Raw genomic sequence first — 24,667 nt, 5'->3', positions numbered from 1 at the left:
TTTGTACTATTTGAATGAAAAGTTCTGGCCTGAGCATTTTCTTTTTAAGCGTAATAACGACTTTTTTACTTAGATTACTGTAATATAGTGGAAGTTGAAAATGAGGAGGGATCATTATCCATTACCAACCTATTAAACTAAATGACGAGTTATCTAAAATTAATGATTATTGGTATCCACAAGTGATTAGTGAAATGAATGACGATCAAATTCAGCTTTTTAAAGCTAATGGAGATTTTATATGGCATGAGCATCCTAATACAGATAAGCTATTTATTGTGCTTGAAGGGGAGATGTTCATCGATTTTCGTGATGGACAGGTGAAAATTTCTAAGGGCGAGATGTATATTGTCCCAAGAGGCGTCGAGCATAAACCTTTCACTGAAAAGGAATCTCACATTATGTTGGTAGAGCCTAAAAGGGAAATGGATTGATAATCGTAAAAAGATAAAAAAGGAGCGGAAACCCGTTCCTTTTTTTATTTATCTTACTATTTTTAGGAGGTTAGTATGAATAGCATTTTTATCAATAAAAAATTTATTGGATTTTTTGTGGAATATATATGAAACGTTGTATAAAATAATCAAGAAAGCCAAAAATTATAGGGGGAAAGTTGTGAAGAAAAATAAGAGTTTAATAAGTTTTTTAGGAGTGTTTATTATGCTGTTTTCTTTTTGTTTTCAAGGAAATGTACAGGCAGATGTAAATACTGTTCAATCTGGAAAAATTAAATCAGGAAATGTAACGGTATGGGAAGTTGGAAATGTAGCGAAAGTGTTAGCTGATGTAGAGCGCTTAAATTTAAATACAGTAAATGTACCAATTCAGGTAGATATTCCGAATGTGACTTCTACGAACATGGTAATTAATCAAGCGCAAAAGCAACAGGCTATTATTTTAATTCAAGAATTATTAAAGCGTAATATTCAAGTTATAGTAGAACCGTTCCCATATATTCAGCAAGGAAATGTTGGAGAAACGGAATGGAATCCAAGTAATATTAATGATTTCTTCTGGAATTGGAAAACGGTTATTTTGCAAGACATCTTTAACTCGATTACAAGTAAATACAATGTGTACGGGCTCAAGATTGCTTCTAATTTCGTGAATATGGAGTATGCAGAAGGATATTGGAGCGATACGATTGATTTTGTTCGCCAGCAGTATAAAGGAAATGTTTTGTATCAAATGAATTGGTGGTTAACAGCAAGCTGGGATCCTTCATATGAAGCGAAGTTTGTTGAGAAAATAAATCGTCCGTATTTAAAGAAGGTAGACATTGTTAGTATCGATAGTTGGTTTGAAGTTTCGGAAAAAAGAAATCCATCATACGAAGAAGTGAAGCAAAGTTTATTTGCGACGACAGTATATAACCGTGGACAAAATGTTGTTCAGCAACTAGAACAATTACATAAAGCAACAGGAAAACCGGTTTACTTTGGCGGATTTAACGTTCCGGCGCGTGAACTAGGCTTGCAAAATCCGTGGAATCCAGATGTTTCTAACGTGTTTTCAAAAGACGTACAATTAAACGGATGGCGCGCTTACCGTGACGTATTAGAACCGAAGCCATATTTTAAAGGCTTTTCAATTTGGTTTATTGGATCTAATAATAGTACGCATGCGTATCAAATACATAGTCAAGAAACGGCATCAGTTATTAACGGCTGGTACCGAAAATAATTTTTATAAAATAGGTAAGTTTTAAAGTTTACCACATATATTTCTAGTGAAAGGCCTTTCACCATCTTATCACCTAGGGGGCAATCATAATGAAATTTTTGTCTTACCTTACAGTAATTTTGGTGATTCTTGGCGGTTTGAATTGGTTATTTGTAGCGTTAGATTACAATGTAGTTGAGAAATGGTTTGGTTCTATGCCGGCGCTTGTGGACACTATTTATTGGCTCATTGGTCTTTCTGCAATTTATCAAATTTTTGATCGGTTCTTTACGGATAATTAGCTATTATTCTTTTATTACTAGAGTGTTAAGTACGATTATGTACTTAACACTTTTTTGTGTGTTTATAAAAACATTGGCACTTGCAAGCGATTCCATTGCGTCTTACGCCGTAATAATAGAAAACAAATTGACCGTGTCTTGTATTGTAGGGTATAATTCAGAAAGTTTAAAAAATAAAAGATGAGAAATAGGGAGGTTATTAGGGTGATGGAGAGAGTGTATAATTTTTCAGCTGGACCATCAATACTCCCTTTGCCAGTTTTAGAAAAAGTGCAAAAGGAGCTTGTAAATTATAACGGGACAGGCATGTCTATTATGGAAATGAGTCACCGATCTTCTTATTTTCAAAGTATTATAGATGAAGCGGGTAGCTTACTTCGTGAATTAATGAACATTCCTGATGAGTATGAAGTATTGTTTTTACAAGGTGGTGCTTCATTACAATTCTCTATGATACCGTTAAATTTAATGAATACGTATAAAAAAGCAGGGTACGTATTGACTGGTTCATGGTCTAAAAAGGCACTGCAAGAAGCTGAAAAAGTTGGAGAAGTACAAGTGATTGCTTCTTCTGAAAATGAGAAGTTTACTACAATTCCTAAACTGGATGGTTTATTAGGCGATGAAAAACTAGATTATGTACATATAACAACGAACAATACAATAGAGGGTACGAAATATGTGGACATTCCACATGTAGATAAAGTACCGCTCGTTGCGGATATGTCCTCAAATATTTTATCAGAACGATATGATGTTTCAAAGTTTGGTCTTATATATGCGGGAGCGCAAAAGAATTTAGGGCCAGCAGGCTTAACGATTGCAATTATAAAAAGAGATTTAATTGGGGGAGCAGATCGCTCTTGTCCTACGATGTTAAACTATGAAACTTACAGTAAAAATAACTCCTTATATAATACACCGCCGTCCTTTAGTATTTACGTAACGAAACTTGTACTAGAGTGGCTGAAAGAGCAAGGTGGGGTATCTGCGATTGAAGAACAAAATAGAATGAAATCTTCACTTCTTTATAATTTCTTAGATGAATCAAAATTGTTTACTTCACCAGTTGATCCTACGTATCGATCACTTATGAACATTCCGTTTACAACACCGTCAGAAGAGCTGAACAGTGAGTTTCTACAAAAAGCGAAAGAACGAGGACTTGTTACGCTAAAAGGACATCGATCAGTCGGTGGTATGCGCGCAAGTATTTATAATGCGATGCCAGTACAAGGCGTACAGCAATTAGTAAATTATATGAAGGAATTTGAGCTTGAGAATAGATAGGGAGATGGGGATATGTTTCGTGTTCAAACGTTAAATCAAATTGCAGAAAAAGGTTTGCAAGTGCTTAGCGGAGAGCGTTATGAAGTAGGGGAGAGAATCAATCATCCAGATGGTATTTTACTTCGCAGTTATTCTTTACATCAAGAAGAATTTTCAAAAAATTTAAAGGCGATTGCGAGAGCTGGTGCAGGGGTAAATAATATTCCTGTCGAGCGATGTACAGAAAAAGGGATTGTAGTCTTTAATACGCCAGGGGCAAATGCCAATGCAGTAAAGGAACTCATTATCGCCAGTCTTATTATGTCTTCACGTAACATTATTAACGGAGTAAGCTGGACGAAAAATTTAGAAGGTGAAGAAGTACCGCAGCTTGTTGAATCAGGAAAAAAACAATTCGTTGGATCAGAAATTGCAGGGAAACGTCTAGGTGTTATCGGACTTGGCGCAATTGGTGCTTTAGTTGCGAACGATGCGTTAGCTTTAGGGATGGACGTTGTCGGATATGACCCTTACATTTCAGTTGAAACAGCTTGGCGCCTTTCTACACATGTGCAAAGAGCATTTAGTTTAGATGAAATTTTTGCAACGTGTGATTATATTACCCTTCATATTCCTCTTACGAATCAAACAAAAGGGATTATTGGAGAACACGCTGTAGAGAAGATGAAAAAAGGTATGCGTCTATTCAATTTCTCTAGAGGAGAACTTGTAGATGAAAAAGTTCTTCAAAATGCGTTAGAAGAAGAGGTTATTGCACATTACGTAACGGATTTCCCGAATGAAAATGTGATAAAGATGAAAAATGTAACAGCGACGCCTCACCTTGGCGCATCTACGTCTGAATCAGAAGAAAATTGTGCAGTCATGGCAGCTCGTCAATTACGTGAATATTTAGAGACAGGAAATATTCGTAATTCAGTCAACTATCCGAATGTTGAGCTGCCGTATATCGGAAAGAAACGTATTACAATCATGCATCAAAATGTTCCGAACATGGTAGGACAAATTACAGGGTGTTTAGCAGAGCATCATATTAATATTGCAGATATGATTAATCGAAGTAAACATTCTTGGGCGTACACAATGATTGATATCGATAACGGAATTGATGATATAATAAAAGAGAACATTGTGGAAAATATAAGCAAAATTACAGGTGTTGTAGCCGTTCGAATGATTGTGTAAAGGAGAGAGGGAATTGGCAAAAATCCGACCGTTTCGGGCCATTCGTCCAGTAGAAGAAAAAGCAGCACAAGTTGCAGCTTTACCGTATGATGTTTTAAATAGTGAAGAGGCAAGAGAAGTTGTAAAAGGAAATCCATTTTCTTTCTTACACGTTGATAAAGCAGAAATTGATTTAGACCCAGCGCTTTCACCGTACGATGATCGCGTATATGAAAAAGCGGGTGAAAATTTAAATCAATTGATACGAGAAGAAGTGTTCATTCAAGATGAAGAGCCAGCGTTATACATTTATGAATTGACGATGCAAGGTAGAAAGCAGTCCGGTCTTGTCGTTTGTACATCTATTGATGAGTATGAAGATGATACAATTAAAAAACATGAAAGAACGCGTCATGAAAAAGAACTAGATCGTATTCGCCACGTAGATGTGTGTGACGCAAATACAGGTCCTATCTTTTTAACATATCGTACAAAAGAAGAAGTGAAACGTTTCATCGCAAACTGGAAAGCAGAACATACGCCAATCTATACATTTACAGCGGAAGACGGCGTAGAGCATGTTGCTTGGAAAATAGATGATGAAGAAGTAATTGCAAGTTTAGTAAACTTATTTGAAGATATTCCTAATCTTTATATTGCAGATGGACATCACCGCTCCGCGTCAGCTGCAAAAGTAGGGCTCATGCGAAGAGAACAATATCCGAATTACACAGGAGAAGAAGAGTTTAATTTCTTCCTATCAGTTTTATTCCCTCACGATGAATTATCCATTTGGGACTATAACCGAGTTGTGAAAGATTTAAACGGCTTATCAGAAGAACAGTTTTTAAAGCAAATCACGCAATACTTTTATGTAGAAGAAGCACCTGTTTCTCCGTATAAACCAAATGAGCCAAAAACATTTGGTATGTATGTAAACGAGAAGTGGTATAAGCTCATAGTGAAAGAGGAAACGTTTGATGCGAATGATCTTGTGAAAGGTTTAGACGTATCTATTCTGCAAGACCATTTATTAAGCCAAGTACTTGAAATACACGATCCGCGATCTGATTCACGCATTGATTTTGTTGGAGGAATTCGCGGGTTAGAAGAATTAGAACGTCTTGTAAATAACGGTGAATATAAAGCGGCGTTCTCACTATATCCGACATCAATGGAATCTTTATTAGCAATCGCAGACGCTGGAGAAGTTATGCCACCAAAATCAACGTGGTTTGAACCGAAACTGCGCAGTGGGTTGTTTGTACATTCTTTAAAATAAATATGGACTTCATTAGTTTGAAAAACCGAAATGATTTTAGTTTCGGTTTTTCTTATTTTAAAAGAGCTTTGAGGAGGGGGACCAATGATATTAAATTACAAGTAGGCGAAAAAATCACCTTTGAACGAACTTTAAGGACATTCCTATTATTACAAGAAATGTCCTTTTCGCTGAAATATAGGATATTTCGCTAAAATTCAAACTCTAAAATTAGTTTACTAGTTTGACCTGCAAACTGATAATGATAGGAACCTCTCAGACTTGCTAAGTTACCGGCAGCTTTAATAATTGTTCCTGGAGAATCTAAATTTCCTTTATCAAATATTCCTTGCTCTATAGCTGTAAATGTCCCTTGTTGCCCCTTATAAATTCCTTCAAAGTGTAAAAATCCAGAAATTTTAGCAGTAGCCAAGTGACCATCATTTATATTTGAGTCTAAATAATATAATAAGTATTCAACAAAAGCCTTTCCTTTTAATTCCCCATCAATATCATATTCAACATGAGCAATATTAATAGGGAAATCTTTTTTAGTATCATCGATTGGTTTTTCATCCCATTTACTTACTGTAAATGTTACTTCCATACACGTAATCTCCCTCCAATTATATACTTTTAAAAAGTATCCATTCACATTCATATCTCATAGGAGTGATTTTATTCACTCCACGCCACTTTCTAAAATAGAGAAAGATCCATTTTCACAATCAATTTCTGCCATCGCGCCGTAAGGTAAAATAAACTTCGGTTCAGTATGGCCAAAATTTAAATTATAAAGAACTGGTAAAGCTTCTAAGTTATATTCCCTCATAACTTTCAGTATTTCATATTTATATTCTTCATAGTATTGTTCATCTTTCGGTTTACCGAAAATGATACCTTTTGCTTTTTGCAGAATGCCTTGCGCTGCATAATTTCGTAACCAATACTTTATATAACTTGGTTCTGGATGATCTTCAGAAGTTTCAAAGAAGAGAATACTATCCTCCCAATGTTTTTTCTCAGGCCAAAGTTCCGTTCCTTTTGCAAATTCCAGTACTTCTATACATCCACCAATTAAACGCCCTTGTACAGTAGTAGAGCCTTGAAGTACCTCATATCCATTGTTTTGCTGCATCGTACGTCTTGTATCCTTATTTACTTCTATCCATTCTAAACGCTCACTCGTCCATTCAGGAGCTGGTTGAATTTCGCCAATCATTTCATTGGAAAAGAGAGTTCGATTTACCATTTCAACCGTATATGGATCCATCTCTACATTTTCAGCAAAGTCGGTCAAAATTGCTGGACCGTAAAAAGAGGAAAGACCTGCTTTATGGCAAAATAAATGTGAGACGGTAACGTCAGAGTATCCCATAAAAATTTTCGGGTTTTCACGTATTACATTAAAATCTATATAGGGAAGTAAGCGAATGCTATCTTCACCGCCGATATTCGCAATAATTGCTTTCACGCGCGTATCTTGAAATGCTGTCATTAAATCTTCCGCACGAGCCTGTGGATTGTTATAAATGAATTCGCTACCTTTTAAACTATTTGGCATGGGAACAACCGTAAGACCGAAAACTTCTTCTAATCTCTTTACTCCTTGCTCATATCGCCATCTTATTTCAGGATCACCTGCTCCTCCCCATGAAGGACTTACTGTTGCCACGATATCACCTGGCTGTAATTTCTTTGGTTTTATTAACATATGAATTCCGCCCCTACATAATGTAATGAAATACGATTATACAAACTGTAGCATTGAAAAATATGATGCATGACATTAGTTTCTTCACCATCAATCTGTTTACCTGCTGGTATTCAAGAATTTAGCATTCGTATTGAATATATTTAAAAGTTACAGTATGCAACATTGCATAAGAAAGAGGGTTGCTATTTTCTACAACCTGTAACTATAATAGTTACAGGTTGGTCGTATCCAATCAAAAATAAAATCATCATGAATGGAGATGTTTCATAATGGGTATGAAAAAATTTATTTTAGCAGGTGCTTTAGGAATTGCAGCATTATCAGGAACAAATTTACCAGGACTAGAAGTAACAAAAGCGAGTGCAGCTTCTATTGAATCGAATTTCTCGACGTTAGAAGGACGAGTAGTAGAAGTAGATAACGGTGTAATTGTTGTTAAATCTAAGCAATATGAGGAACCTGTTAGCGTATATATAGATTCATTTTCAAATGTGAAAGTAGGAGATGAAGTAAAAGCTACTGGATCTATGATGCGTAATTTTACAGAATATATGGTTGCAACTGCAATTGAAAATACAACAAACAAGTTAGGGATGCATATGAAAGAAGATGGCTCACCTGATTATGTAATTGGTGAAGTATCAAAAGTAGAAACGATGGAAGATGAGGGAGACGGTGCTACTAAATATGTCGTAGTGGAGTATCCATCGCTAAGCGGGAAGAAAGTGATTATTGATGTTTTCTTAACAAAGGGACAAGTATTTCATGCGGGTGAGAAAGTGAAAATTGATATGAATTATGTAGGCTGGGGTGGAAGTTCTATTAACTGGAACACAGTTGACCATATTGAAAAAGTTCATGAGGTAAAGAGCAACGTTGAAAATAATGATGATGTTTGGATTTGGTCTTAATTAGATTTCTGTAAATAATAAATGGATTATTCCGTACCTAGCAAATGGTCATACACATGACCATTTGCTAGGTACTTTTTTGTTTTGTATTTTTTGAGAATAAGGTATTCCTGACTAGAATATGATGTTTAAATCGGAGTAAATTTAAAAAATACAATAATGAAAGAGGTGTTTATATATGGAGCGAGATGAGAATTATTTACGAGCTAAAAAAAGAGTGGAGAATTTAAAAGCGTTTTATATTCATTTAGCATTATATATACTAGTTAACTTAATGCTTTTTTTTATAAATATAAATTCTGATTCAAGTAAATTATGGTTTTTATATCCACTTGCAGGTTGGGGAATCGGTATCGTTATACATGGTTTGACAACTTTTCCATTCGGGATATTTGGAAAAGAGTGGGAAGAACGAAAGATTAAAGAGTATATGGAGAAAGATAAGTAAATTTATTTTAATCATTCGATTTTTAAAATAATACTGAGGATGGGGTATTGTTCTACGTCTGTTTAGAAAAATGGGATATAAAGCAGTAAGGTGTGACGCTCGTGGTAAAGACCTTACGGAGGATTTCCATTCATATAAATCTCTTTAAAAAACAAAGATGCGAAGTCTCTTCTATGACTTCGCGTCTTTGTTTTTTGTTTAGAAGGATTAATAAGCTATTCACATAAGCGACTAATATAACATGTCCAATAATAATAGAAGAAATAATTTTATAAACGAGGTAATAGCGATGGAGAAGCGAATAGATCTATCGCTACACTTCTAAGTTTTATTTATGTACATTCTATAAATCGTTGCGCTCTTTTAGAAAGCTTCCGATCTTTCAGCCATATAATTGATGATTCAGACTCATAAGGGAAATCTATTAAATCTACTATTTTTATAAATTCTTGCGGGATATGAGATATAGCACTTTTCGGCAAGATAGAGGCACCGATGCCAGTCATAATAAGCATAAGAATAAATGCTGAGTCAGGACATTCACATGCTATATTTAATGTTATATCAAGGTGCTTGCATTCATCGATGACGAGCTGATGATAGCTGTTTTCTTTATCTTTATGTAAAAGTAAAAGGGGAATATGGCTTAATTCGGTTAGAGGGATTGGGAGGTGAGAATGATATAGTTCCCATTTAGCAGGCATGACTAATACGAAAGGTTCTTTTGATAAACAAATACTAGAAAAAACATCTTTATTAAAAGGTGTACGCAAAATAGCAAGTTCGATATGCCGGTTCTCTAATTTCTCTATTAAGTATGAAGGGCCACCTTCCCATATTTTTAAGTTCACATTTGGATAGCTATCTTGAAAATAGCGTATTTTGTCAGAGAGAAAAGGAATGCAAGAATGAAATGCTCCAATAGATAGCTTGCCCCTTAGCCCTTCACCAGTATCTTTAATCTCCGTAATAGTTTCTTCTAATTGATAAATAATGTTTTTGGCTTTCGTATATAAAATTTTTCCTTCTTCAGTCAAATACATATTTCGGCCATTTCTTTCAAAGAGGTTTACTGATAATTCTTGTTCTAGTAACGATAGTTGTCTACTTAGAGGTGGCTGTGCCATATGAAGTCGCTGGGCAGCACGGGTAAGCTGTTTTTCTTCAGCGATTACAATAAAGTAACGAAGTTTTCTTATATCCATGTCAAAGTCCCTTTCTATACCATTTTTGTATGGGAAAACAACCTTATAGATAGTTTTCATATAATCTCCCACATGATATCATAAACAAAAAGTTTTAAAAATAGAAAATTCTAAAAATTTAAAATAATTTTCAGGAAAGTAATAACTTGGAAATAGATCATATCGTTTTGAGGGGGGATTTTGATGAAAGTCTCGTTATTTATTACTTGTTTATCAGATGTGTTTTTTCCTCAAGTAGGTAAGAGTGTCGTAGAAATTATGAATCAATGTGGAGTGGAACTAGATTTCCCTGAAGAACAGACTTGTTGCGGACAACCAGCTTACAATAGTGGATATCAAGAAGATGCAAAATTAGCAGCAAAGCAAATGATTAAAGCATTTGAACATAGTGAATATATTGTGACCCCTTCAGGTTCTTGCGCTAGCATGGTTCATCATTATTATAAAGAGATGTTTAAAGGTGATAGTGAATGGTATGAAAAAGCGGTTCATTTAGCGAATAGAACGTATGAGTTGACGGACTTTTTAGTGAATGTACTTGGGAAAAATGATTGGAAATCTAAGTTGGTTGAGAAAGCTGTTTTCCATCAATCTTGTCATATGAGTCGGGCGCTCGGGATCAAAGAGGAACCACTGAAGTTATTATCGCAAGTAGAAGGTCTAGACATAAAAGAGTTACCATATTGCCAAGATTGCTGCGGGTTTGGTGGTACTTTTGCAGTGAAAATGAGCTCGATTTCTGAAACGATGGTTGATGAAAAAATAAAACATATTGAGGCGACAGAAGCAAATCTCTTAATTGGAGCAGATATGGGATGTCTTATGAATATTGGGGGAAGATTGCGCAGGAAAAATAAAAATATTCAAGTGTTACATGTAGCAGAAGTACTGGCGAAGGGGCTGAATAAATGAGTGTGGCGGGAGAACTAGATTTTTTGAAAAGAGTAGATAAAGCGTTGCATGATCCGCAGATGAGAAGCGCGGTTCCGTTTACGCAAGATCGGCTTCGGATGGGACGGGAACAGGCTACACATGAATTAGGGAATATGGAAGAATGGCGCGAGGCAGCATCTGAAATTCGGATGCATACAATCGAAAATTTAGATAGTTATTTGGAACAATTAGCTACTAATGTTCGGAAAAATGGGGGGCATGTGCATTTCGCTTTCAAAGCAGAAGATGCTGTATCATATGTTTCTGAAATCGTAAGAAAAAAAGGAGCGAGATCAGTAATTAAGTCAAAATCCATGGTTTCAGAAGAAATACATCTTAATAAAAACTTAGAAGAGATGGGGGTAAAAGTAGTAGAGTCTGATCTTGGGGAGTATATTATTCAATTAGCTGGAGAAACGCCATCCCATTTAATCGCCCCGGCCATTCATAAGACGAAGGAACAAGTAGCAGGGCTTTTTTCTAAGGAAGCAGGAAGAAAGATCCCAGTTGATACGAATCAATTACTACAATTTGCAAGGGAGAAATTGCGTAAAGAGTTTTTAGAAGCTGATATTGGTATTTCCGGTTGTAACTTTGCGGTAGCGGAATCTGGATCAGTTGTGCTTATAAGTAATGAAGGAAATGCTCGCCTTACTACGACATTGCCAAAGGTTCATATTGCGATTATGGGGATGGAACGCCTTGTTCCGACATGGAAAGATCTTGATGTAGTCATTTCGATGTTAACAAGAAGTGCTACAGGCCAAAAGATTACATCTTATGTAACTGGAATTAATGGGGCGCGTTTACATGAAGATATGGATGGACCTGAAGAATTTCATTTAATTATTTTAGATAATGGGCGCTCTGATATTTTAGGAACTGCTTATGAAGAAGTATTAAAGTGTATAAGGTGCGGAGCTTGTGTAAATGTTTGTCCTGTGTATCGCAATATTGGAGGCCATGCTTATGGAAGTGTGTATAGCGGGCCAATTGGAGCAGTACTTGCGCCTTTATTAGAAGGATATGAAGAGTTAAAAGAATTACCTTTTGCATCAAGTTTGTGCGGAGCATGTACAGATGTTTGCCCTGTGAAAATTCCATTGCATGACCTTCTCATTGAACATCGTAAAGATGTCGTGGAACAAGGGTTTATAACGAAATTTGAGCAACTTGCCTTTAAAGGTTTCACGTTTATGGCGAGTCATCCATTCGTTTATGAGAAAGCAATTAAAATGGCACATACAGGGTTATCGATATTTGCAAAAGATGGTTATATTGCGAATGGCCCAGGTCCATTAAAAGGATGGACAGAAAGTAGAGATTTTCCAAAACCTGCGAAACAATCATTCCGTGATTGGTGGAAAAAAGAAACGAGGGATTCATAATATGAATACGGATGTACAAGAGTCTTTTTTAAACAATATCGCACGTAAATTAAATCGAGAACGTCGCTCGGGAGTTACTCCTCCCAGGTGGAAAAACAATCCACTTAGCCACTTTTCTAATGAGATAGATCACGAAAGTTTAGTAGAGCAGTTTATTGCAAACTTGCATACGTTACATACAGAAGTAAGTCATATACACCGTTCAGAAATAGGGAGTGCACTTCAGTACGTTGTACATAGATTTAATGTTCAATCTGCGGTGTATTGGGATGATGATAGATTACATCAACTTGAAATAGGAAAGCATTTAACAGGAAATTTCGTTTCTCATCGAATGTGGCAAAGGAAAGAAGGGGAAAGAGAACTACGGGATTATGCAGCTCAGGTTGATATGGGAATTACATATGCCGAAATGGGACTCGCTGAGACGGGAACGGTTGTTTTATGGAATGGTGGCGGACGCGGGCGTTTAGTTAGCGTTTTGCCAGCAGTTTATGTAGCAATTCTCTCAGAACATACAATTTATAGACGCTTAACAGAAGGAGTAACTAGAATTCATGAACAGGTTTCGAATGGATTACCTGCCTGTATTAATTTTATCACTGGGCCTAGCCGGACAGGTGATATTGAGATGGAATTAGCTTTTGGAGTTCATGGCCCCGGTAAAGTCCATGTCATTCTATTAAAGAATTAGAAAGAAAAACAAAAGAATGCGAGGGGGAGTAGGAATTTTGATGAAGAATAAATTTCGTTATTATGTCTTTACAATGCTCACTTTTATTACGATGGTGAATTATATTGATCGAGGGGCCATCGCTTATGCACAGTCTTTCATTATAAAAGAGTATGGCTTTGACCCGAAGGAGTGGGGAGCAATATTAGGATATTTTGGTTACGGTTACATGATCGGTTCTTTATTAGGAGGTATTTTTTCAGATAAAAAAGGACCGAAATTTGTATGGATCGTAGCAGCAACGGCTTGGTCTATTTTTGAAATTGCGACCGCTTTTGCTGGAGAAATAGGGATTGCTGTTTTTGGAGGGTCTGCTTTAATAGGATTTGCTATTTTCCGCGTTTTATTTGGATTAACAGAAGGGCCATCTTTTGCGGTTTCGAATAAGACAGCAGCAAATTGGGCAGCTCCAAAAGAAAGAGCTTTTCTAACATCCCTTGGTTTTGTTGGCGTTCCGTTAGGGGCAGTATTAACAGCACCTGTAGCTGTTCTATTGCTATCTTTCACTAGTTGGAAAGTCATGTTTTTTATCCTCGGTACAATAGGGATTGTATGGGCGATTATTTGGTACTTTACTTTTACGAATATGCCTGAGGATCATCCACGAGTGACAAAAGAAGAACTAGCTGAAATACGAAGTACGGAAGGTGTGCTTCAATCAGTAAAAGTAGAGAAAGAAATTCCAAAAGAGTCATGGTACTCCTTTTTTAAAGTTCCGACATTCGTTATGGTTACGATAGCATATTTTTGCTTCCAATATATCAATTTTTTAATATTAACTTGGACACCAAAATACTTGCAAGATGTATTCCATTTTCAATTATCTTCCCTTTGGTATCTTGGGATGATTCCTTGGCTCGGAGCTTGCATCACATTGCCACTAGGGGCGAAGCTATCTGATCGTATTTTACGTAAAACAGGAAACCTTCGTTTAGCTCGAACCGGGTTACCGATTATTGCTTTATTACTTACAGCAATTTGTTTTAGTTTCATTCCAGCAATGAACAATTATGTAGCTGTATTAGCACTTATGTCGCTTGGAAATGCGTTTGCTTTTTTACCAAGTTCCTTATTTTGGGCAATCATTGTCGATACAGCTCCTGCTTACTCAGGAACATATAGTGGAATTATGCATTTCATCGCTAATATCGCGACAATCTTAGCCCCGACTTTAACTGGATACTTAGTTGTAAGTTATGGCTATCCTTCTATGTTTATCGTAGCTGCTATTTTGGCCGCTATTGCAATGGGGGCAATGTTGTTTGTGAAACCAGGGCAGCAAACGAAGACGGAAAGCTTATTTAACTGGAGAAGTAAGAAGGGGTTAGAGGAACCTCGTGCTAATTTTGAATGAGTCAAGTAAGATGTAAAAAGTGAGTTGAATGCATTAGAAATGAAACCGAATGGTAGTATATGAAAAAACTCCTGAATTCGCATACTAAGTATGCAAATTTAATGGAGTTTTTTTCATTACCCAAAAGAAATAAAGTGAAATAATCAACAACATACAGAAGTATAAAATTGTATATAAATCTCTGTAATGAAAAAGCTTGATGCGAAGCCTATTCTATAGCTTCGCCTATTTGTTTTGTATTCGAAATTTGTGCGAGTGAGGGTGGTTCCTATTCATTTGTTAGTGTGAATAGCATGCGAAATCAAAACTTTACTTGTAGTACATAATAAACACAGTTGTTATCTTTTTTAAATTACATGTGGATATAGGATAAAGTTGATTTATCATCCTATATTAAAATAAAAATAAACCACTGTTCGATTTGAATATTCCACGATATAATGGTGAGAGTTTATGACAGAATAAATATTTACATAAGAAGTGAGGTACTGTATGAAAAAAAGAACGACAGACATTATTTTTATTATTATCGGTGCATTTCTTTTTGCGTTAGGTGTCAATTTGTTTGTTATCCCGAACGAGTTTGGTGAGGGCGGGGTAACAGGTATCACGATTATTACGTACTATTTATTTGAATGGTCACCAGGTTTAGTCAATTTAATTTTAAATGCGATTTTGCTAATAGTCGGCTATAAATTTTTAAATAAGATCACAACGATTTATACGATTATCGCTGTAGTTACGAACTCGCTATTTCTTCATTTAACAGAAGGATGGACGATTGCTTCGGATGAAATGCTCGTAAATGCCATTTTCGGTGGAATATTTATCGGATGCGGGATTGGTCTCATCATTCGCGTTGGTGGAACGACAGCAGGAACTACCATCTTAGCGAGGATGACACATAAATACTTAGGCTGGAGCATTAGCTATGGTCTACTGTTCTTCGATTTAATCGTTGCGTTTTCATCTTATTTCATCATTGGTGCAGAAAAGCTAATGCTGACAATTATTATGTTATATGTAGGGACGAAAGTAATGGAATTTGTAATTGAAGGTTTAAATCCGAAAAAGGCCATTACAATTATTTCTGATAATCCGGATGAAATTGCCGGGAAGGTAACAACCTTAATGGGCAGAGGGGTTACCGTGTATTCAGGTCATGGCTATTACACGAAAACGCCGAAGGACATTCTATATGTTGTTATTAATAAGCAAGAAGTAGTCAAGCTAAAGCGGATTGTTCAAACTACAGATCCAGCTGCGTTCATTGCTATACACGATGTTCGTGACGTATTCGGAGAAGGATTTGTTGATATTTCTAAGGCTTAAAAGTTGTTTTTGATTAAAATAATCTTAATACTGAAACGTGAGAATCTATTTTGAATAGTCTTTTTTCAAAATAGATTCTTTTTTAATTAAATGCCATTCACTTTCAGTTCAATCTTTTGCGTTCTAAAGGAAACGGCCGATAAAGCGCTCCAGTCTGTTCTTTAATTTTGAAATGTGAGAGTTGAATTACAATGGATTATATGTGATTGTTTAATCTACTCCCCATGAGTTCCGCCATTTGTTTTGCATCTGGATTTTCTTCATTGTACAATTTTTCAATAATATTAATATAATCCGTCTCATTTCGATTTTGACTTAATTTATATGCAGCCTGAATGTCTCCTACTTTAATTTTAAACCCAACTATGCCTTTCAGTTCATTTTCTAAGAGAGTGGGGGAAAGTTTATCCCATAATACTGGATTTTCACGATGCTCTTCATATTTTTTCAGCATTGTGGTTAATTCATCTATTAATTCCTCTTTATCTAAAATACTTGCTTTACCATATATATGGACGGCTTGATAATTCCATGTTGGAACTTCTTCATTTTCATACCAAGAAGAAGAGATATAAGAGTGCGGTCCCTGAAACATTACAAGAACATTCTCACAGGTTTCAAATGTTCTCCACTGGGGGTTCCCATAAGCCATATGTCCGGTAATAAAATAGTCATCACCTTTTTTAGTTAATCCAAAGGGCAAATGAGTTGCGATTGGTTTCTCTTTTTTTGTTGTGACGATTGTTCCAAAAGAGTTTTTTTGAACAAAATCCCAAATTTCATCAACATTTGTGACTTTAAAATACTTTGGAATATACATAATAGCCCACCTCTCAAAAAAGTTATATGAGTGTTTTGATCATGATAAGGTCAACTTGTTCGTCATCGCCCATATAAAAGGAGTGAGAGCCAGCTTGTACAAAACCTAATTTTTTATAAAAAGCAATAGCATTTTCATTTTTCTCCCATACGCCTAGCCAAATATTCTTTTTATTATTTGCTATTGCAATTTCGATAGCGTTATTTAGTAGATATTTTCCAAGACCATGTTTTTGAAAGGAGCTCTTTATATAAATTCTCTCGACTTCAAGTGATTCATCGCCCATTTCTTCAGACTGAGCATCATCAGTATTGATCTTCAGATACCCAGCAATTTTATCGTTGAAGTAGACAAAAAAGAATTGAGAAGAGTTATTGGATAATTCTTTTTCTAATTGCTTTAAGTTAAATGCCTTTTCCAAATAATGATGCATATTTTCGGGTGAGTTTTGATGTTTAAAAGTTTCATTAAATGTTTCATAACTAATTTCTTGAAGTTTGTGTATATCTTTAAGGGTGCACTTTTCTATATGTGTAGTCATATTAATAGTTCGCTCCTTTATATAATCAATAATCTCTCTTATTTCCCTTTTTTACAAATTCCCAATCTTTTTCTATATTTTTTCTTACTCTTTGAAGAAGGTTAGAAATAGTTTCCGCTTCTGTTTCCGAAAATCCCTCTAATGCAACAGTATTGGAATAATCATTTTCTCTCTTAATGAAAGGATAAACATTTTTTCCTTTTTCTGTCGGGAAAAGTTTTTTAATTTTTTTGTTAGATTCATCTTCTTTCTTTTCGATAAATCCATTGATTTCAAGCTTTTTGATAGCCCGGGCTGCAGTTGTACGATCTACTTTTATCATCTCAGATAGCTTTTCTTGAATGATTCCTGGGTTTTCACATATTCGCACAAGATACAAATACTGACCTTTTGTAAGCTCATATTCTTTAAATTCTATATTACTAATGGAATCTAACGCCCTTGCAATCATGCCAATTTCACGAAGAATTTCTTTCATAATGAACTCCTTACCTTTTATTTTTGTTGCAAATACAACAATTTGAAGTTACATTTAATATAAAATATTTTTATTGTAAATGCAACAAAAAAACGATGAAGAGGTTGATTAAAATGAAGTATGTTTTTTATGTATTAGGAATTTTAATATTAACCCTTGGTATTTCTTTCACAATACAATCAGATTTTGGCACTTCACCTTTTGATGCACTTTTAGTAGGACTTTCTTTAAATGTGGGGCTTACTGTGGGAAGCTGGGAAATAATAATAGCTTTATTATTAATATGTTGTAATTCGATATTAAAAAGAAAAAGACCAGAGGTACTAGGGCTGTTAACAGCATTCATAACGGGTATTGGTATTGATGTGTGGCTATTTTTATTACGCCATTTAATTACACCTGAAATATGGTACAGTAAAATGATTTATTTTGGAATCGGATTAGTTATTACAGGATTAGGAACTGCAATATATTTACAAACAAATTTTGCTCCCATTCCAATTGACCGATTAACTTTAATCATACAAGAATTAACTAGAACGAATATCTTTATAGCACGAACATGTATTTACCTTATATTCTTAATAATGGCAACGATTTTACATGGACCAATTGGTGTTGGGACTATATTAACTGTTTGTTTAGGTGGGCTATTACTGAATTTCTTTATGCCACTTACTAAAAAAGTAATAGATCACTTATTCGTACATCAGAGTACAACATCACCAAGTTATAAGAAAAATAAAGCAGCTGCTCACAATGATAACAAAAGTATCTTCTAAGGAATCCTTTTCTTTTTCTTGCAAAAAATCTAATTGTTTCTTAATGTAAGGATGTAGAAGGATGAACAAGAGAGGGTTTAATGAAGATGATACATATTTTATTAGCTGATGACGATAAACATATTAGAGAGTTATTACATTATCATTTACAAAAAGAGGGGTTTAAAGTTTTTGAAGCGGAAGATGGAAAGGTAGCGCAAGAAGTACTAGAGAAGGAAAATATTCATCTTGCGATTGTAGACATTATGATGCCGTTCGTTGATGGCTATACGTTATGTGAAGAAATTCGTAAGTATCATGATATTCCTGTTATTTTATTAACGGCGAAAGATCAGTTAGTTGATAAAGAAAAAGGATTCATTTCTGGTACGGACGATTATATTGTAAAACCATTTGAACCAGCTGAAGTCATTTTCCGTATGAAAGCTTTATTACGCCGTTATCAAATGCTAAGTGCTGACATAATTACACTTCACAGGACAACAATTGATCGTAAAGGTGTTGAGGTGAAGTGTAACGGGCAGACGATTTTGCTTCCATTAAAGGAATTTGAGTTATTATCGCAACTTGCTAGCTATCCTGGAAGAACATTTTCAAGAGAAGAATTAATTGAGCTAGTATGGGGAATGGATTTTGAAGGGGATGAACGAACAGTTGATGTTCATGTGAAAAGGCTCCGAGATCGTTTCTCAAAACGAACGGATGATTTTCAAATTACGACAGTACGCGGACTCGGGTATAAGTTGGAGCTGAAATAAAATGAAATCACTATATTCTAGATTTGTATTTATGACAGTCGGTATTATGCTACTTAGTAGTATTATCGGCTTTTTATTAACGAACGTATATTATCAAGTGAAGTTAAAACCGTACAATAGTGAAAAGATTTTAAAATATGCGGAAGAAGTTAAATCGTTATATGAAAAACAAAGTGAAGAAAATCAAGAGACGTACTTACAATCTATTGCGAAGTTAGGGTATGAAATTTATATTGTTGACGATAAAAAGAATGGGAAGCGTATCGGCAATGCGTTTCGTAAGACGTCTATTAGTGACGATGCCGTTCATAAAGTATTGAATGGCGAAATATTTAATGGTGTTTCTACATATCCGACTCGCCTATTTATTACCGGTTTTTTCGATAATGAATTAATAAATAGTGTCGGTGTACCGCTAAAGCACGGTGATAAACAGTACGCGTTATTTATTCGTCCTGACATTCAAAACCAATTTGGCGAGATGCGAATTTTCTTAGCGGTATTACTTGGGTTTATTGTACTATTAAGTATTATCTTTATAGCGATTGCAGCAGGATATATCGTTCGTCCCATTCGTAAATTTACGAACGCGACGCAAAAAATTGCGAGTGGTGAATATGAAATCGAATTAGATGTAAAACGAAAAGATGAAATAGGAACGTTATCTACAAGCTTCCAAAAGATGACGAAAAGTATAAAAGAATTAGATGAAATGAGACAAGAATTTGTTTCGAACGTTTCACATGAATTCCAGTCGCCGCTTTCTTCTATACAAGGTTTTTCAAAGACGTTACAAACAGAAAAGATGAGTGAGGAAGAAAGAAACCATTACTTACAAATTATTGAGGGGGAAAGTAAGCGAATGTCTAGTTTATGTAAACAGTTACTGACGCTCGCTTCATTAGATAAAGAAGAGAAAGTGTTACAAATAAAAGAATTCAATTTGCAGAAGCAAATTAAAGACGTCATTTTTATGCTCGAGTGGAAATGGCGCGAGAAAGATATTGCAGTTGAATTTGATGTGCCAGATATCACTATAAAAGGTGATGAGAACTTACTTCATCAAGTATGGAGTAACATTTTCACGAATAGCATCAAGTTTTCAAATGATGGTGGGACCATTGAGTTTTTTGTCGAAGAGTTAGAGTCTAGCGTTATCATCTCTATATCAGATAACGGAATCGGCATGGAAAAAGAAGAAATGGATCGTATTTTTGATCGTTTTTATAAGGTGGATACAGCAAGGGCAAGAAACGTAGAAGGTAGCGGTTTAGGATTATCGATTGTGCAGAAGATTGTTGAACTGCATAACGGAACTGTTTCGGTTTATAGCATGAAAGGGGAAGGGACGACTGTTCGAGTGGAGCTTCCAAAATAGAGGGAAGAGGCTGTTTGGGAACGGCCTCTTCTTTTTGTCGTTTTTTGTCGGTAAGTCGATATAATCGAAAAATCGCTGATATAATTTGAGTTACGCCGATATATTGTGAAAATCGCCGATATAATTCGAGTTGCGCTGATATATTTGAAAAATCGCCGATATAAATTTCACGTACCCTAACTCCTATTATAAAGCCGCACCTTTCCCGCGCTCTTCCTTAAACCGAACCCCAAAAGTATCCGCTGTAATCTCATCAGCTTTCGGCAATGCCCGTAATTTCGGATGAAGTAACCATACGAGAGAAATAAATAAAATCCCGATGCTAGCGAGCGCAAAAATAAGTTGGCTACTAAATACATTTGCAGCATATCCACCAATTAAAGAACCAAGCGGCATAGCAATTGTGCCCATACTTCGCATGACTGAATTGATGCGTCCAATATATTGATTTGGAATTACAATTTGGCTAATTGTCGCAAATAATATGTTGGTCGCACCAATTGGAATCCAAGCTAGACCAAATAAGAGAATAGATAGCCATTGAAACGGTACAATTGTAGAGAGGAACCAAAAGAAAGCGCCGGCCGCAAAACTAATAATGGAGACGCGGCCAACGTTACGTTTGCCAACCCATGAACTGAATAATGCACCGATGAGACTACCTGCTGATATAGCAGCTAAGAAGAAGCCATATGATTTCACGCCCCCTAAAGAATCAGCGAAAGAAGGGAGTATGGCCATCGTCATACCAATTGAAAAATTAGCGACAACGGAACCGATTAAGAATACGCCCATTAAGGAACGGAAGACGATTGAAAAACCTTCTTTTAAATCAGAGAAATATTGTTTAGTTGAAAGTGTTGTACCTGTTTCGGTTTGCTTTGGTATTTTCAATGAAAAGAACAAAAGAGCAGTAATCGCGAATGTGAAAGAGTCAATTACATATAAAGTGATCGCGCCAAATAGTGCTACTAATATTCCAGAAAGCGTCGTACAAATTAAATCAATGCCTTGATACGCAAATGAGAAGAGAGAGTTTCCTTTTAATAATTGTGTTTTATGCAGTAGAAGTGGTAAAGCTTTTGACTGTGCAGGATAGGCGAATTGTTCGATAAAGGCTACGATGGGCATGATGATGAGTAGTAGTTGGACTGTTAATAGGTCGAAGTAGTGTGTAATAGGAATGATTAATATAAGAATGCATTGCAAAACTTGTGTGATGACGAGGGTGTTTTTAATTGGCCATCTATCAACGAATGGGCCGGTAAGAAATTGTAATGCAGAAGGTAGTAACGTAAGGAAACCAGCCAATCCAGAATAAAAAGGATTACCACTTAGCTTATATACGAGCCACATTGCTGCTACGTAATATAAGCTATCTCCTATGTTGGTGAAAATTCTTCCTAAAAATAATAAGAGGAAATTCCGATTTTTTAATATGTCCATTTTATCTACTCCTTTATAATAAAGTGAAACTTTAATCAGTGGGAGGTTCATCCCCACTGATTATTAGCCCCCACCAATCGGACGTTTACGGGCAGTTAATCTCCCACCTAACTTCTTTTTTTAGTTGAATTTTGAGGTTGGAATTTTACTGCCCGTTAATGTCGGATAAATTTATTCGGTAAAATAAATTTGACCGTTTATGTAAAAAAAATCGTATTACGATTTTTCTTCTTCTTTAACAAATTGCTGCATTGTTCTCTCTGCGATTTGAAGTGCAGTAGTAGAAATGTAATAAGATTTACTATTTGGATCTTTATCCGCGTCTTTTGCGATTTCATTTAATTCAGCCATCAATTGATGAAATTTTTTCACCCACACTTGAAATTGTTCTGGCGTAGCATCAAACTCCCAGCAAGATGAAACGTAATTCCACTCAGCCGGGTCTTCACTTTCTTTTCTTAATGTAAAAGCTTCTTCGGGTGCAGCAAGAATATGACTTTTCGTTCTTTCTATCATTTGTAAAAAGATTTGGCGACCTGATTCACTTACTATTTCTAAATGAGGTAATAGTTCGGCAGCAGGGGTAAAGCCTCTAGCGACAGATTGATAAAACTTTTGAACGATGCCATTTTTTTCTTCTGTATATACGATTTCTATAAAACCATTTTTCTCTAATTCTTTTAAATGATAATGAATTTTCGCCCTTGAAATGCCGAATTTCTCAGATAGTAGTTGTCCTGTATAAGGACGTTCGCATAGACGCATCATCATTTCGACACGTAGTGGATCGCTCATTGCTTTTAGTTGGCTATAAGTAGTTAGTGTGAACATGGGCTTCAATATGATCAACTCCTTTAATAAAATTACTCGGTCAATATTATTTGACTGAATTGTATCAAGGATTCTATTTATTTTCAATACTTTCTGAAAATTTAATCTTTCCTCTGTAATCTTCTGTTCATATTCCGTTCATATTTCTTTTTTATGATAAGTGCATAGAAAGAAAGAGGAAGGAGCGAGCGAAATGTTTTTAGCTCTGCGTGAATTGAAACAATCAAAATTAAGATACGGATTAATCGGACTTATCATGGTTTTATTATCATTTTTAGTCCTTGTGATTTCAGGATTAGCAAATGGATTATCATATGATAATGCTTCATCGATTCAAAATATGGAGGCAAATAAGTTCGTTTTAGCAGATGATGCGGAAAATAAATTACTTCGTTCACAAATTAAGAAAGACGATGTAGATAACGTAGTCAATCAAGTAGGCGAGAAAGAGGCCGTTCCGTTTCGTGTGAAAGTTTCAACGTATGAAAAGAAAGATAGTTCAAAAAAGGTTGATATCGCTATTTTCTCAAGTGAACGCGATACATTTTTAGAACCGAACATTGTAAAAGGTGAGAAATTAAGTACAGCAAATAACGAAATGGTTGCTGACGAATCAATTAAAGAAAAAGGAATCGATATTGGGGATACAATTATTGATCCTGTTTCAAAGAAAGAATTTACAATCGTTGGATTTACGAAAGATCAAATGTTTAGCCATACACCAGTCGTTTATGTAAATGAAGACGTATGGGGCGCTATTTCGCAACCAAACCAAAAAGATTATAGTGCAATTGCACTTAACACAGATAAAGAGATTAAAAATGCACACGTAATTGACAAAAAAGAAGTGCTACAAAGTATTCCAGGATTTAAAGAAGAGCAAGGAACATTAACGATGATCATTGCATTCTTACTTGTAATCGCTGCTTTATTAATCGGTGTATTCTTCTACGTCATTACACTGCAAAAAACACAGCAATTAGGTGTATTAAAAGCAATCGGTACGAAGAACTCGTATTTAGCAAATAGCTTAGTCGTGCAGGCGTTATTCTTATCAGTCGTTGCGATGGTAATCAGTATCGTTCTTGTACAAGGATTAGAACAAATTTTACCAGCAGGTATGCCGTTCTTATTAACAACATCGATGATTGCACAATATGCAGCAATCTTTATCGTCATTAGTATTTTAGGAACACTTATTTCGTTATACCAAGTATTAAAAGTTGATGCGCTAGAAGCAATTGGAGGCGGGATGTAATGACTTCATTATTAAAACTAGACAAAGTAAGTAAAGTGTATGGGGAAGGGAATACGGAAGTAACAGCCCTTCATCCGATATCGCTTGATGTAAAAGCTGGAGAATTTATCGGAATCGTCGGTCCTTCTGGATCAGGGAAAAGTACGTTATTATCAATCGCGGGTGCACTATTATCACCGTCAAAAGGGGATATTTACATTCGTGAGCAAAATATTACGAAGTTATCAGAAAAGGAAATGACAGACATTCGTTTGAAAAAAATCGGCTTCATTTTCCAGTTTGCAAACCTTGTTCCATATTTAAATGTGAAGGAACAGTTACTTTACATTGCTAAGCTGAAAAAAGAAAGTAAACAAGAATCAGAAAAGCGTGCGGATCATTTATTAGCAGCATTTGGATTAGGAGAAAGAAAAAATCATTATCCAAATCAACTATCTGGTGGGGAAAAACAAAGGGTAGCAATTGCTCGTGCGTTCATGAATAACCCAGATTTAATATTAGCGGATGAGCCAACGGCAAGCTTAGACTCAAAACGCGCACGTGAAGTTGTTGAAATGATGAAACGTGAAGTGAAGGAGAGCCAAAAAGCAGCAATTATGATTACACATGATGAAAGAATGCTTGATGTATGTGATCGGATATTGACGCTAAGAGATGGACAATTAATATAAAGAA

26 protein-coding genes are annotated in these 24,667 nt (G+C 35.5%); 18 read left to right on the top strand and 8 right to left on the bottom strand.

Annotation, left to right across the window (positions count from 1 at the left end):
* Nucleotides 1-194 precede the first annotated feature (194 nt).
* The 6 genes from MR147_RS10765 to MR147_RS10740 all read left to right on the top strand — a co-directional run bounded on the left by MR147_RS10765 (nucleotide 195) and on the right by MR147_RS10740 (nucleotide 5,700).
* Entirely contained in the window at nucleotides 195-434 is a 240-nt protein-coding gene (locus MR147_RS10765; RefSeq protein ID WP_242304141.1) for a cupin domain-containing protein, read from the top strand.
* Between the two features lie 181 nt (nucleotides 435-615).
* The gene (locus tag MR147_RS10760; protein ID WP_242304140.1) at nucleotides 616-1,683 is read left to right on the top strand and encodes a glycoside hydrolase family 113; all 1,068 of its coding nucleotides are present in this window, start codon (nucleotides 616-618) and stop codon (nucleotides 1,681-1,683) included.
* An 89-nt stretch (nucleotides 1,684-1,772) separates the two neighbouring features.
* Nucleotides 1,773-1,964, top strand: coding sequence for a DUF378 domain-containing protein (locus MR147_RS10755; protein WP_000670803.1), 192 nt, complete (start codon nucleotides 1,773-1,775; stop codon nucleotides 1,962-1,964).
* A gap of 207 nt (nucleotides 1,965-2,171) precedes the next feature.
* On the top strand, nucleotides 2,172-3,254 hold the full coding sequence (gene serC, locus MR147_RS10750; RefSeq protein WP_074609351.1) for a 3-phosphoserine/phosphohydroxythreonine transaminase: 1,083 nt from the start codon (nucleotides 2,172-2,174) through the stop codon (nucleotides 3,252-3,254).
* 12 nt (nucleotides 3,255-3,266) lie between these two features.
* Nucleotides 3,267-4,439 carry a 3-phosphoglycerate dehydrogenase family protein gene (locus MR147_RS10745; RefSeq protein WP_242304138.1) on the top strand — a complete coding sequence of 391 codons (1,173 nt, stop codon included), beginning with the start codon at nucleotides 3,267-3,269 and terminating at the stop codon, nucleotides 4,437-4,439.
* Between the two features lie 13 nt (nucleotides 4,440-4,452).
* The gene (locus MR147_RS10740; RefSeq protein WP_242304136.1) at nucleotides 4,453-5,700 is read left to right on the top strand and encodes a DUF1015 domain-containing protein; all 1,248 of its coding nucleotides are present in this window, start codon (nucleotides 4,453-4,455) and stop codon (nucleotides 5,698-5,700) included.
* A 190-nt stretch (nucleotides 5,701-5,890) separates the two neighbouring features.
* Here the strand turns inward: MR147_RS10740 and MR147_RS10735 are convergent, their stop codons facing one another.
* Both MR147_RS10735 and MR147_RS10730 read right to left on the bottom strand, forming a co-directional pair.
* Nucleotides 5,891-6,286 (bottom strand): DUF3224 domain-containing protein, encoded by a 396-nt coding sequence (locus MR147_RS10735; protein WP_074609303.1) that lies wholly within the window; start codon nucleotides 6,284-6,286, stop codon nucleotides 5,891-5,893.
* Nucleotides 6,287-6,361: 75 nt separating this feature from the next.
* Nucleotides 6,362-7,393: a S66 family peptidase gene (locus MR147_RS10730; protein ID WP_242304134.1), complete on the bottom strand. Its 1,032-nt coding sequence runs from the start codon at nucleotides 7,391-7,393 to the stop codon at nucleotides 6,362-6,364.
* A 272-nt stretch (nucleotides 7,394-7,665) separates the two neighbouring features.
* On the opposite strand from MR147_RS10730, the gene MR147_RS10725 reads away from it, so the two are divergent.
* Nucleotides 7,666-8,307, top strand: coding sequence for an ATP F0F1 synthase subunit alpha (locus MR147_RS10725; protein ID WP_074609307.1), 642 nt, complete (start codon nucleotides 7,666-7,668; stop codon nucleotides 8,305-8,307).
* A 178-nt stretch (nucleotides 8,308-8,485) separates the two neighbouring features.
* Nucleotides 8,486-8,755 (top strand): 2TM domain-containing protein, encoded by a 270-nt coding sequence (locus tag MR147_RS10720; protein ID WP_242304123.1) that lies wholly within the window; start codon nucleotides 8,486-8,488, stop codon nucleotides 8,753-8,755.
* Between the two features lie 332 nt (nucleotides 8,756-9,087).
* On the opposite strand, the gene MR147_RS10715 is transcribed toward MR147_RS10720, so the two are convergent.
* Nucleotides 9,088-9,960 (bottom strand): LysR family transcriptional regulator, encoded by an 873-nt coding sequence (locus MR147_RS10715; RefSeq protein WP_242304121.1) that lies wholly within the window; start codon nucleotides 9,958-9,960, stop codon nucleotides 9,088-9,090.
* A 183-nt stretch (nucleotides 9,961-10,143) separates the two neighbouring features.
* Between MR147_RS10715 and MR147_RS10710 the strand changes: the two genes are divergently transcribed.
* The 5 genes from MR147_RS10710 (at nucleotide 10,144) to MR147_RS10690 (ending at nucleotide 15,700) form a co-directional block, all read left to right on the top strand.
* On the top strand, nucleotides 10,144-10,872 hold the full coding sequence (locus MR147_RS10710; RefSeq protein ID WP_242304120.1) for a (Fe-S)-binding protein: 729 nt from the start codon (nucleotides 10,144-10,146) through the stop codon (nucleotides 10,870-10,872).
* Nucleotides 10,869-12,281, top strand: coding sequence for a LutB/LldF family L-lactate oxidation iron-sulfur protein (locus MR147_RS10705; RefSeq protein WP_074609315.1), 1,413 nt, complete (start codon nucleotides 10,869-10,871; stop codon nucleotides 12,279-12,281). Before MR147_RS10710 ends, MR147_RS10705 begins: the two co-directional genes overlap by 4 nt.
* Nucleotide 12,282: 1 nt before the next feature.
* On the top strand, nucleotides 12,283-12,975 hold the full coding sequence (locus tag MR147_RS10700) for a LutC/YkgG family protein (protein ID WP_242304118.1): 693 nt from the start codon (nucleotides 12,283-12,285) through the stop codon (nucleotides 12,973-12,975).
* 40 nt (nucleotides 12,976-13,015) lie between these two features.
* On the top strand, nucleotides 13,016-14,368 hold the full coding sequence (locus tag MR147_RS10695) for an MFS transporter (protein ID WP_242304117.1): 1,353 nt from the start codon (nucleotides 13,016-13,018) through the stop codon (nucleotides 14,366-14,368).
* A gap of 492 nt (nucleotides 14,369-14,860) precedes the next feature.
* On the top strand, nucleotides 14,861-15,700 hold the full coding sequence (locus MR147_RS10690) for a YitT family protein (protein WP_000747499.1): 840 nt from the start codon (nucleotides 14,861-14,863) through the stop codon (nucleotides 15,698-15,700).
* Between the two features lie 196 nt (nucleotides 15,701-15,896).
* Here the strand turns inward: MR147_RS10690 and paiB are convergent, their stop codons facing one another.
* Genes paiB through MR147_RS10675 form a run of 3 tightly spaced genes read right to left on the bottom strand, consistent with a single transcriptional unit; the run spans nucleotide 15,897 to nucleotide 17,539 of the window.
* On the bottom strand, nucleotides 15,897-16,520 hold the full coding sequence (gene paiB / locus MR147_RS10685; RefSeq protein WP_074609321.1) for a protease synthase/sporulation negative transcriptional regulator PaiB: 624 nt from the start codon (nucleotides 16,518-16,520) through the stop codon (nucleotides 15,897-15,899).
* Nucleotides 16,521-16,542: 22 nt separating this feature from the next.
* Entirely contained in the window at nucleotides 16,543-17,061 is a 519-nt protein-coding gene (gene paiA, locus MR147_RS10680) for a spermidine/spermine N(1)-acetyltransferase (RefSeq protein WP_000207065.1), read from the bottom strand.
* Nucleotides 17,062-17,086: 25 nt separating this feature from the next.
* A complete protein-coding gene (locus tag MR147_RS10675) occupies nucleotides 17,087-17,539 on the bottom strand; it encodes a MarR family winged helix-turn-helix transcriptional regulator (RefSeq protein WP_000658984.1) in 453 nt (150 codons plus the stop codon).
* 113 nt (nucleotides 17,540-17,652) lie between these two features.
* Between MR147_RS10675 and MR147_RS10670 the strand changes: the two genes are divergently transcribed.
* The 3 genes from MR147_RS10670 (at nucleotide 17,653) to MR147_RS10660 (ending at nucleotide 20,457) form a co-directional block, all read left to right on the top strand.
* On the top strand, nucleotides 17,653-18,321 hold the full coding sequence (locus tag MR147_RS10670) for a YczE/YyaS/YitT family protein (RefSeq protein WP_242304115.1): 669 nt from the start codon (nucleotides 17,653-17,655) through the stop codon (nucleotides 18,319-18,321).
* An 80-nt stretch (nucleotides 18,322-18,401) separates the two neighbouring features.
* Nucleotides 18,402-19,079, top strand: coding sequence for a response regulator transcription factor (locus tag MR147_RS10665; protein ID WP_242304114.1), 678 nt, complete (start codon nucleotides 18,402-18,404; stop codon nucleotides 19,077-19,079).
* A gap of 1 nt (nucleotide 19,080) precedes the next feature.
* A complete protein-coding gene (locus MR147_RS10660) occupies nucleotides 19,081-20,457 on the top strand; it encodes a sensor histidine kinase (protein WP_242304113.1) in 1,377 nt (458 codons plus the stop codon).
* Nucleotides 20,458-20,643: 186 nt separating this feature from the next.
* Here the strand turns inward: MR147_RS10660 and MR147_RS10655 are convergent, their stop codons facing one another.
* Together MR147_RS10655 and MR147_RS10650 are read right to left on the bottom strand one after the other, a co-directional pair.
* On the bottom strand, nucleotides 20,644-21,903 hold the full coding sequence (locus MR147_RS10655; RefSeq protein ID WP_074609356.1) for an MFS transporter: 1,260 nt from the start codon (nucleotides 21,901-21,903) through the stop codon (nucleotides 20,644-20,646).
* A 216-nt stretch (nucleotides 21,904-22,119) separates the two neighbouring features.
* Nucleotides 22,120-22,743 carry an ArsR/SmtB family transcription factor gene (locus MR147_RS10650; RefSeq protein WP_242304111.1) on the bottom strand — a complete coding sequence of 208 codons (624 nt, stop codon included), beginning with the start codon at nucleotides 22,741-22,743 and terminating at the stop codon, nucleotides 22,120-22,122.
* 184 nt (nucleotides 22,744-22,927) lie between these two features.
* On the opposite strand from MR147_RS10650, the gene MR147_RS10645 reads away from it, so the two are divergent.
* A complete protein-coding gene (locus MR147_RS10645) occupies nucleotides 22,928-23,992 on the top strand; it encodes an ABC transporter permease (RefSeq protein WP_242304110.1) in 1,065 nt (354 codons plus the stop codon).
* Nucleotides 23,992-24,663, top strand: coding sequence for an ABC transporter ATP-binding protein (locus MR147_RS10640; RefSeq protein WP_000202587.1), 672 nt, complete (start codon nucleotides 23,992-23,994; stop codon nucleotides 24,661-24,663). Before MR147_RS10645 ends, MR147_RS10640 begins: the two co-directional genes overlap by 1 nt.
* The last annotated feature ends 4 nt before the right edge of the window (nucleotides 24,664-24,667 follow it).

It is taken from the genome of Bacillus cereus group sp. BfR-BA-01350, assembly GCF_022663775.1.
Classification (GTDB): domain Bacteria; phylum Bacillota; class Bacilli; order Bacillales; family Bacillaceae_G; genus Bacillus_A; species Bacillus_A paranthracis.
The sequence above is the reverse complement of the archived record's forward strand: the minus strand, read 5'-3'. Positions and strand labels throughout refer to the sequence as shown.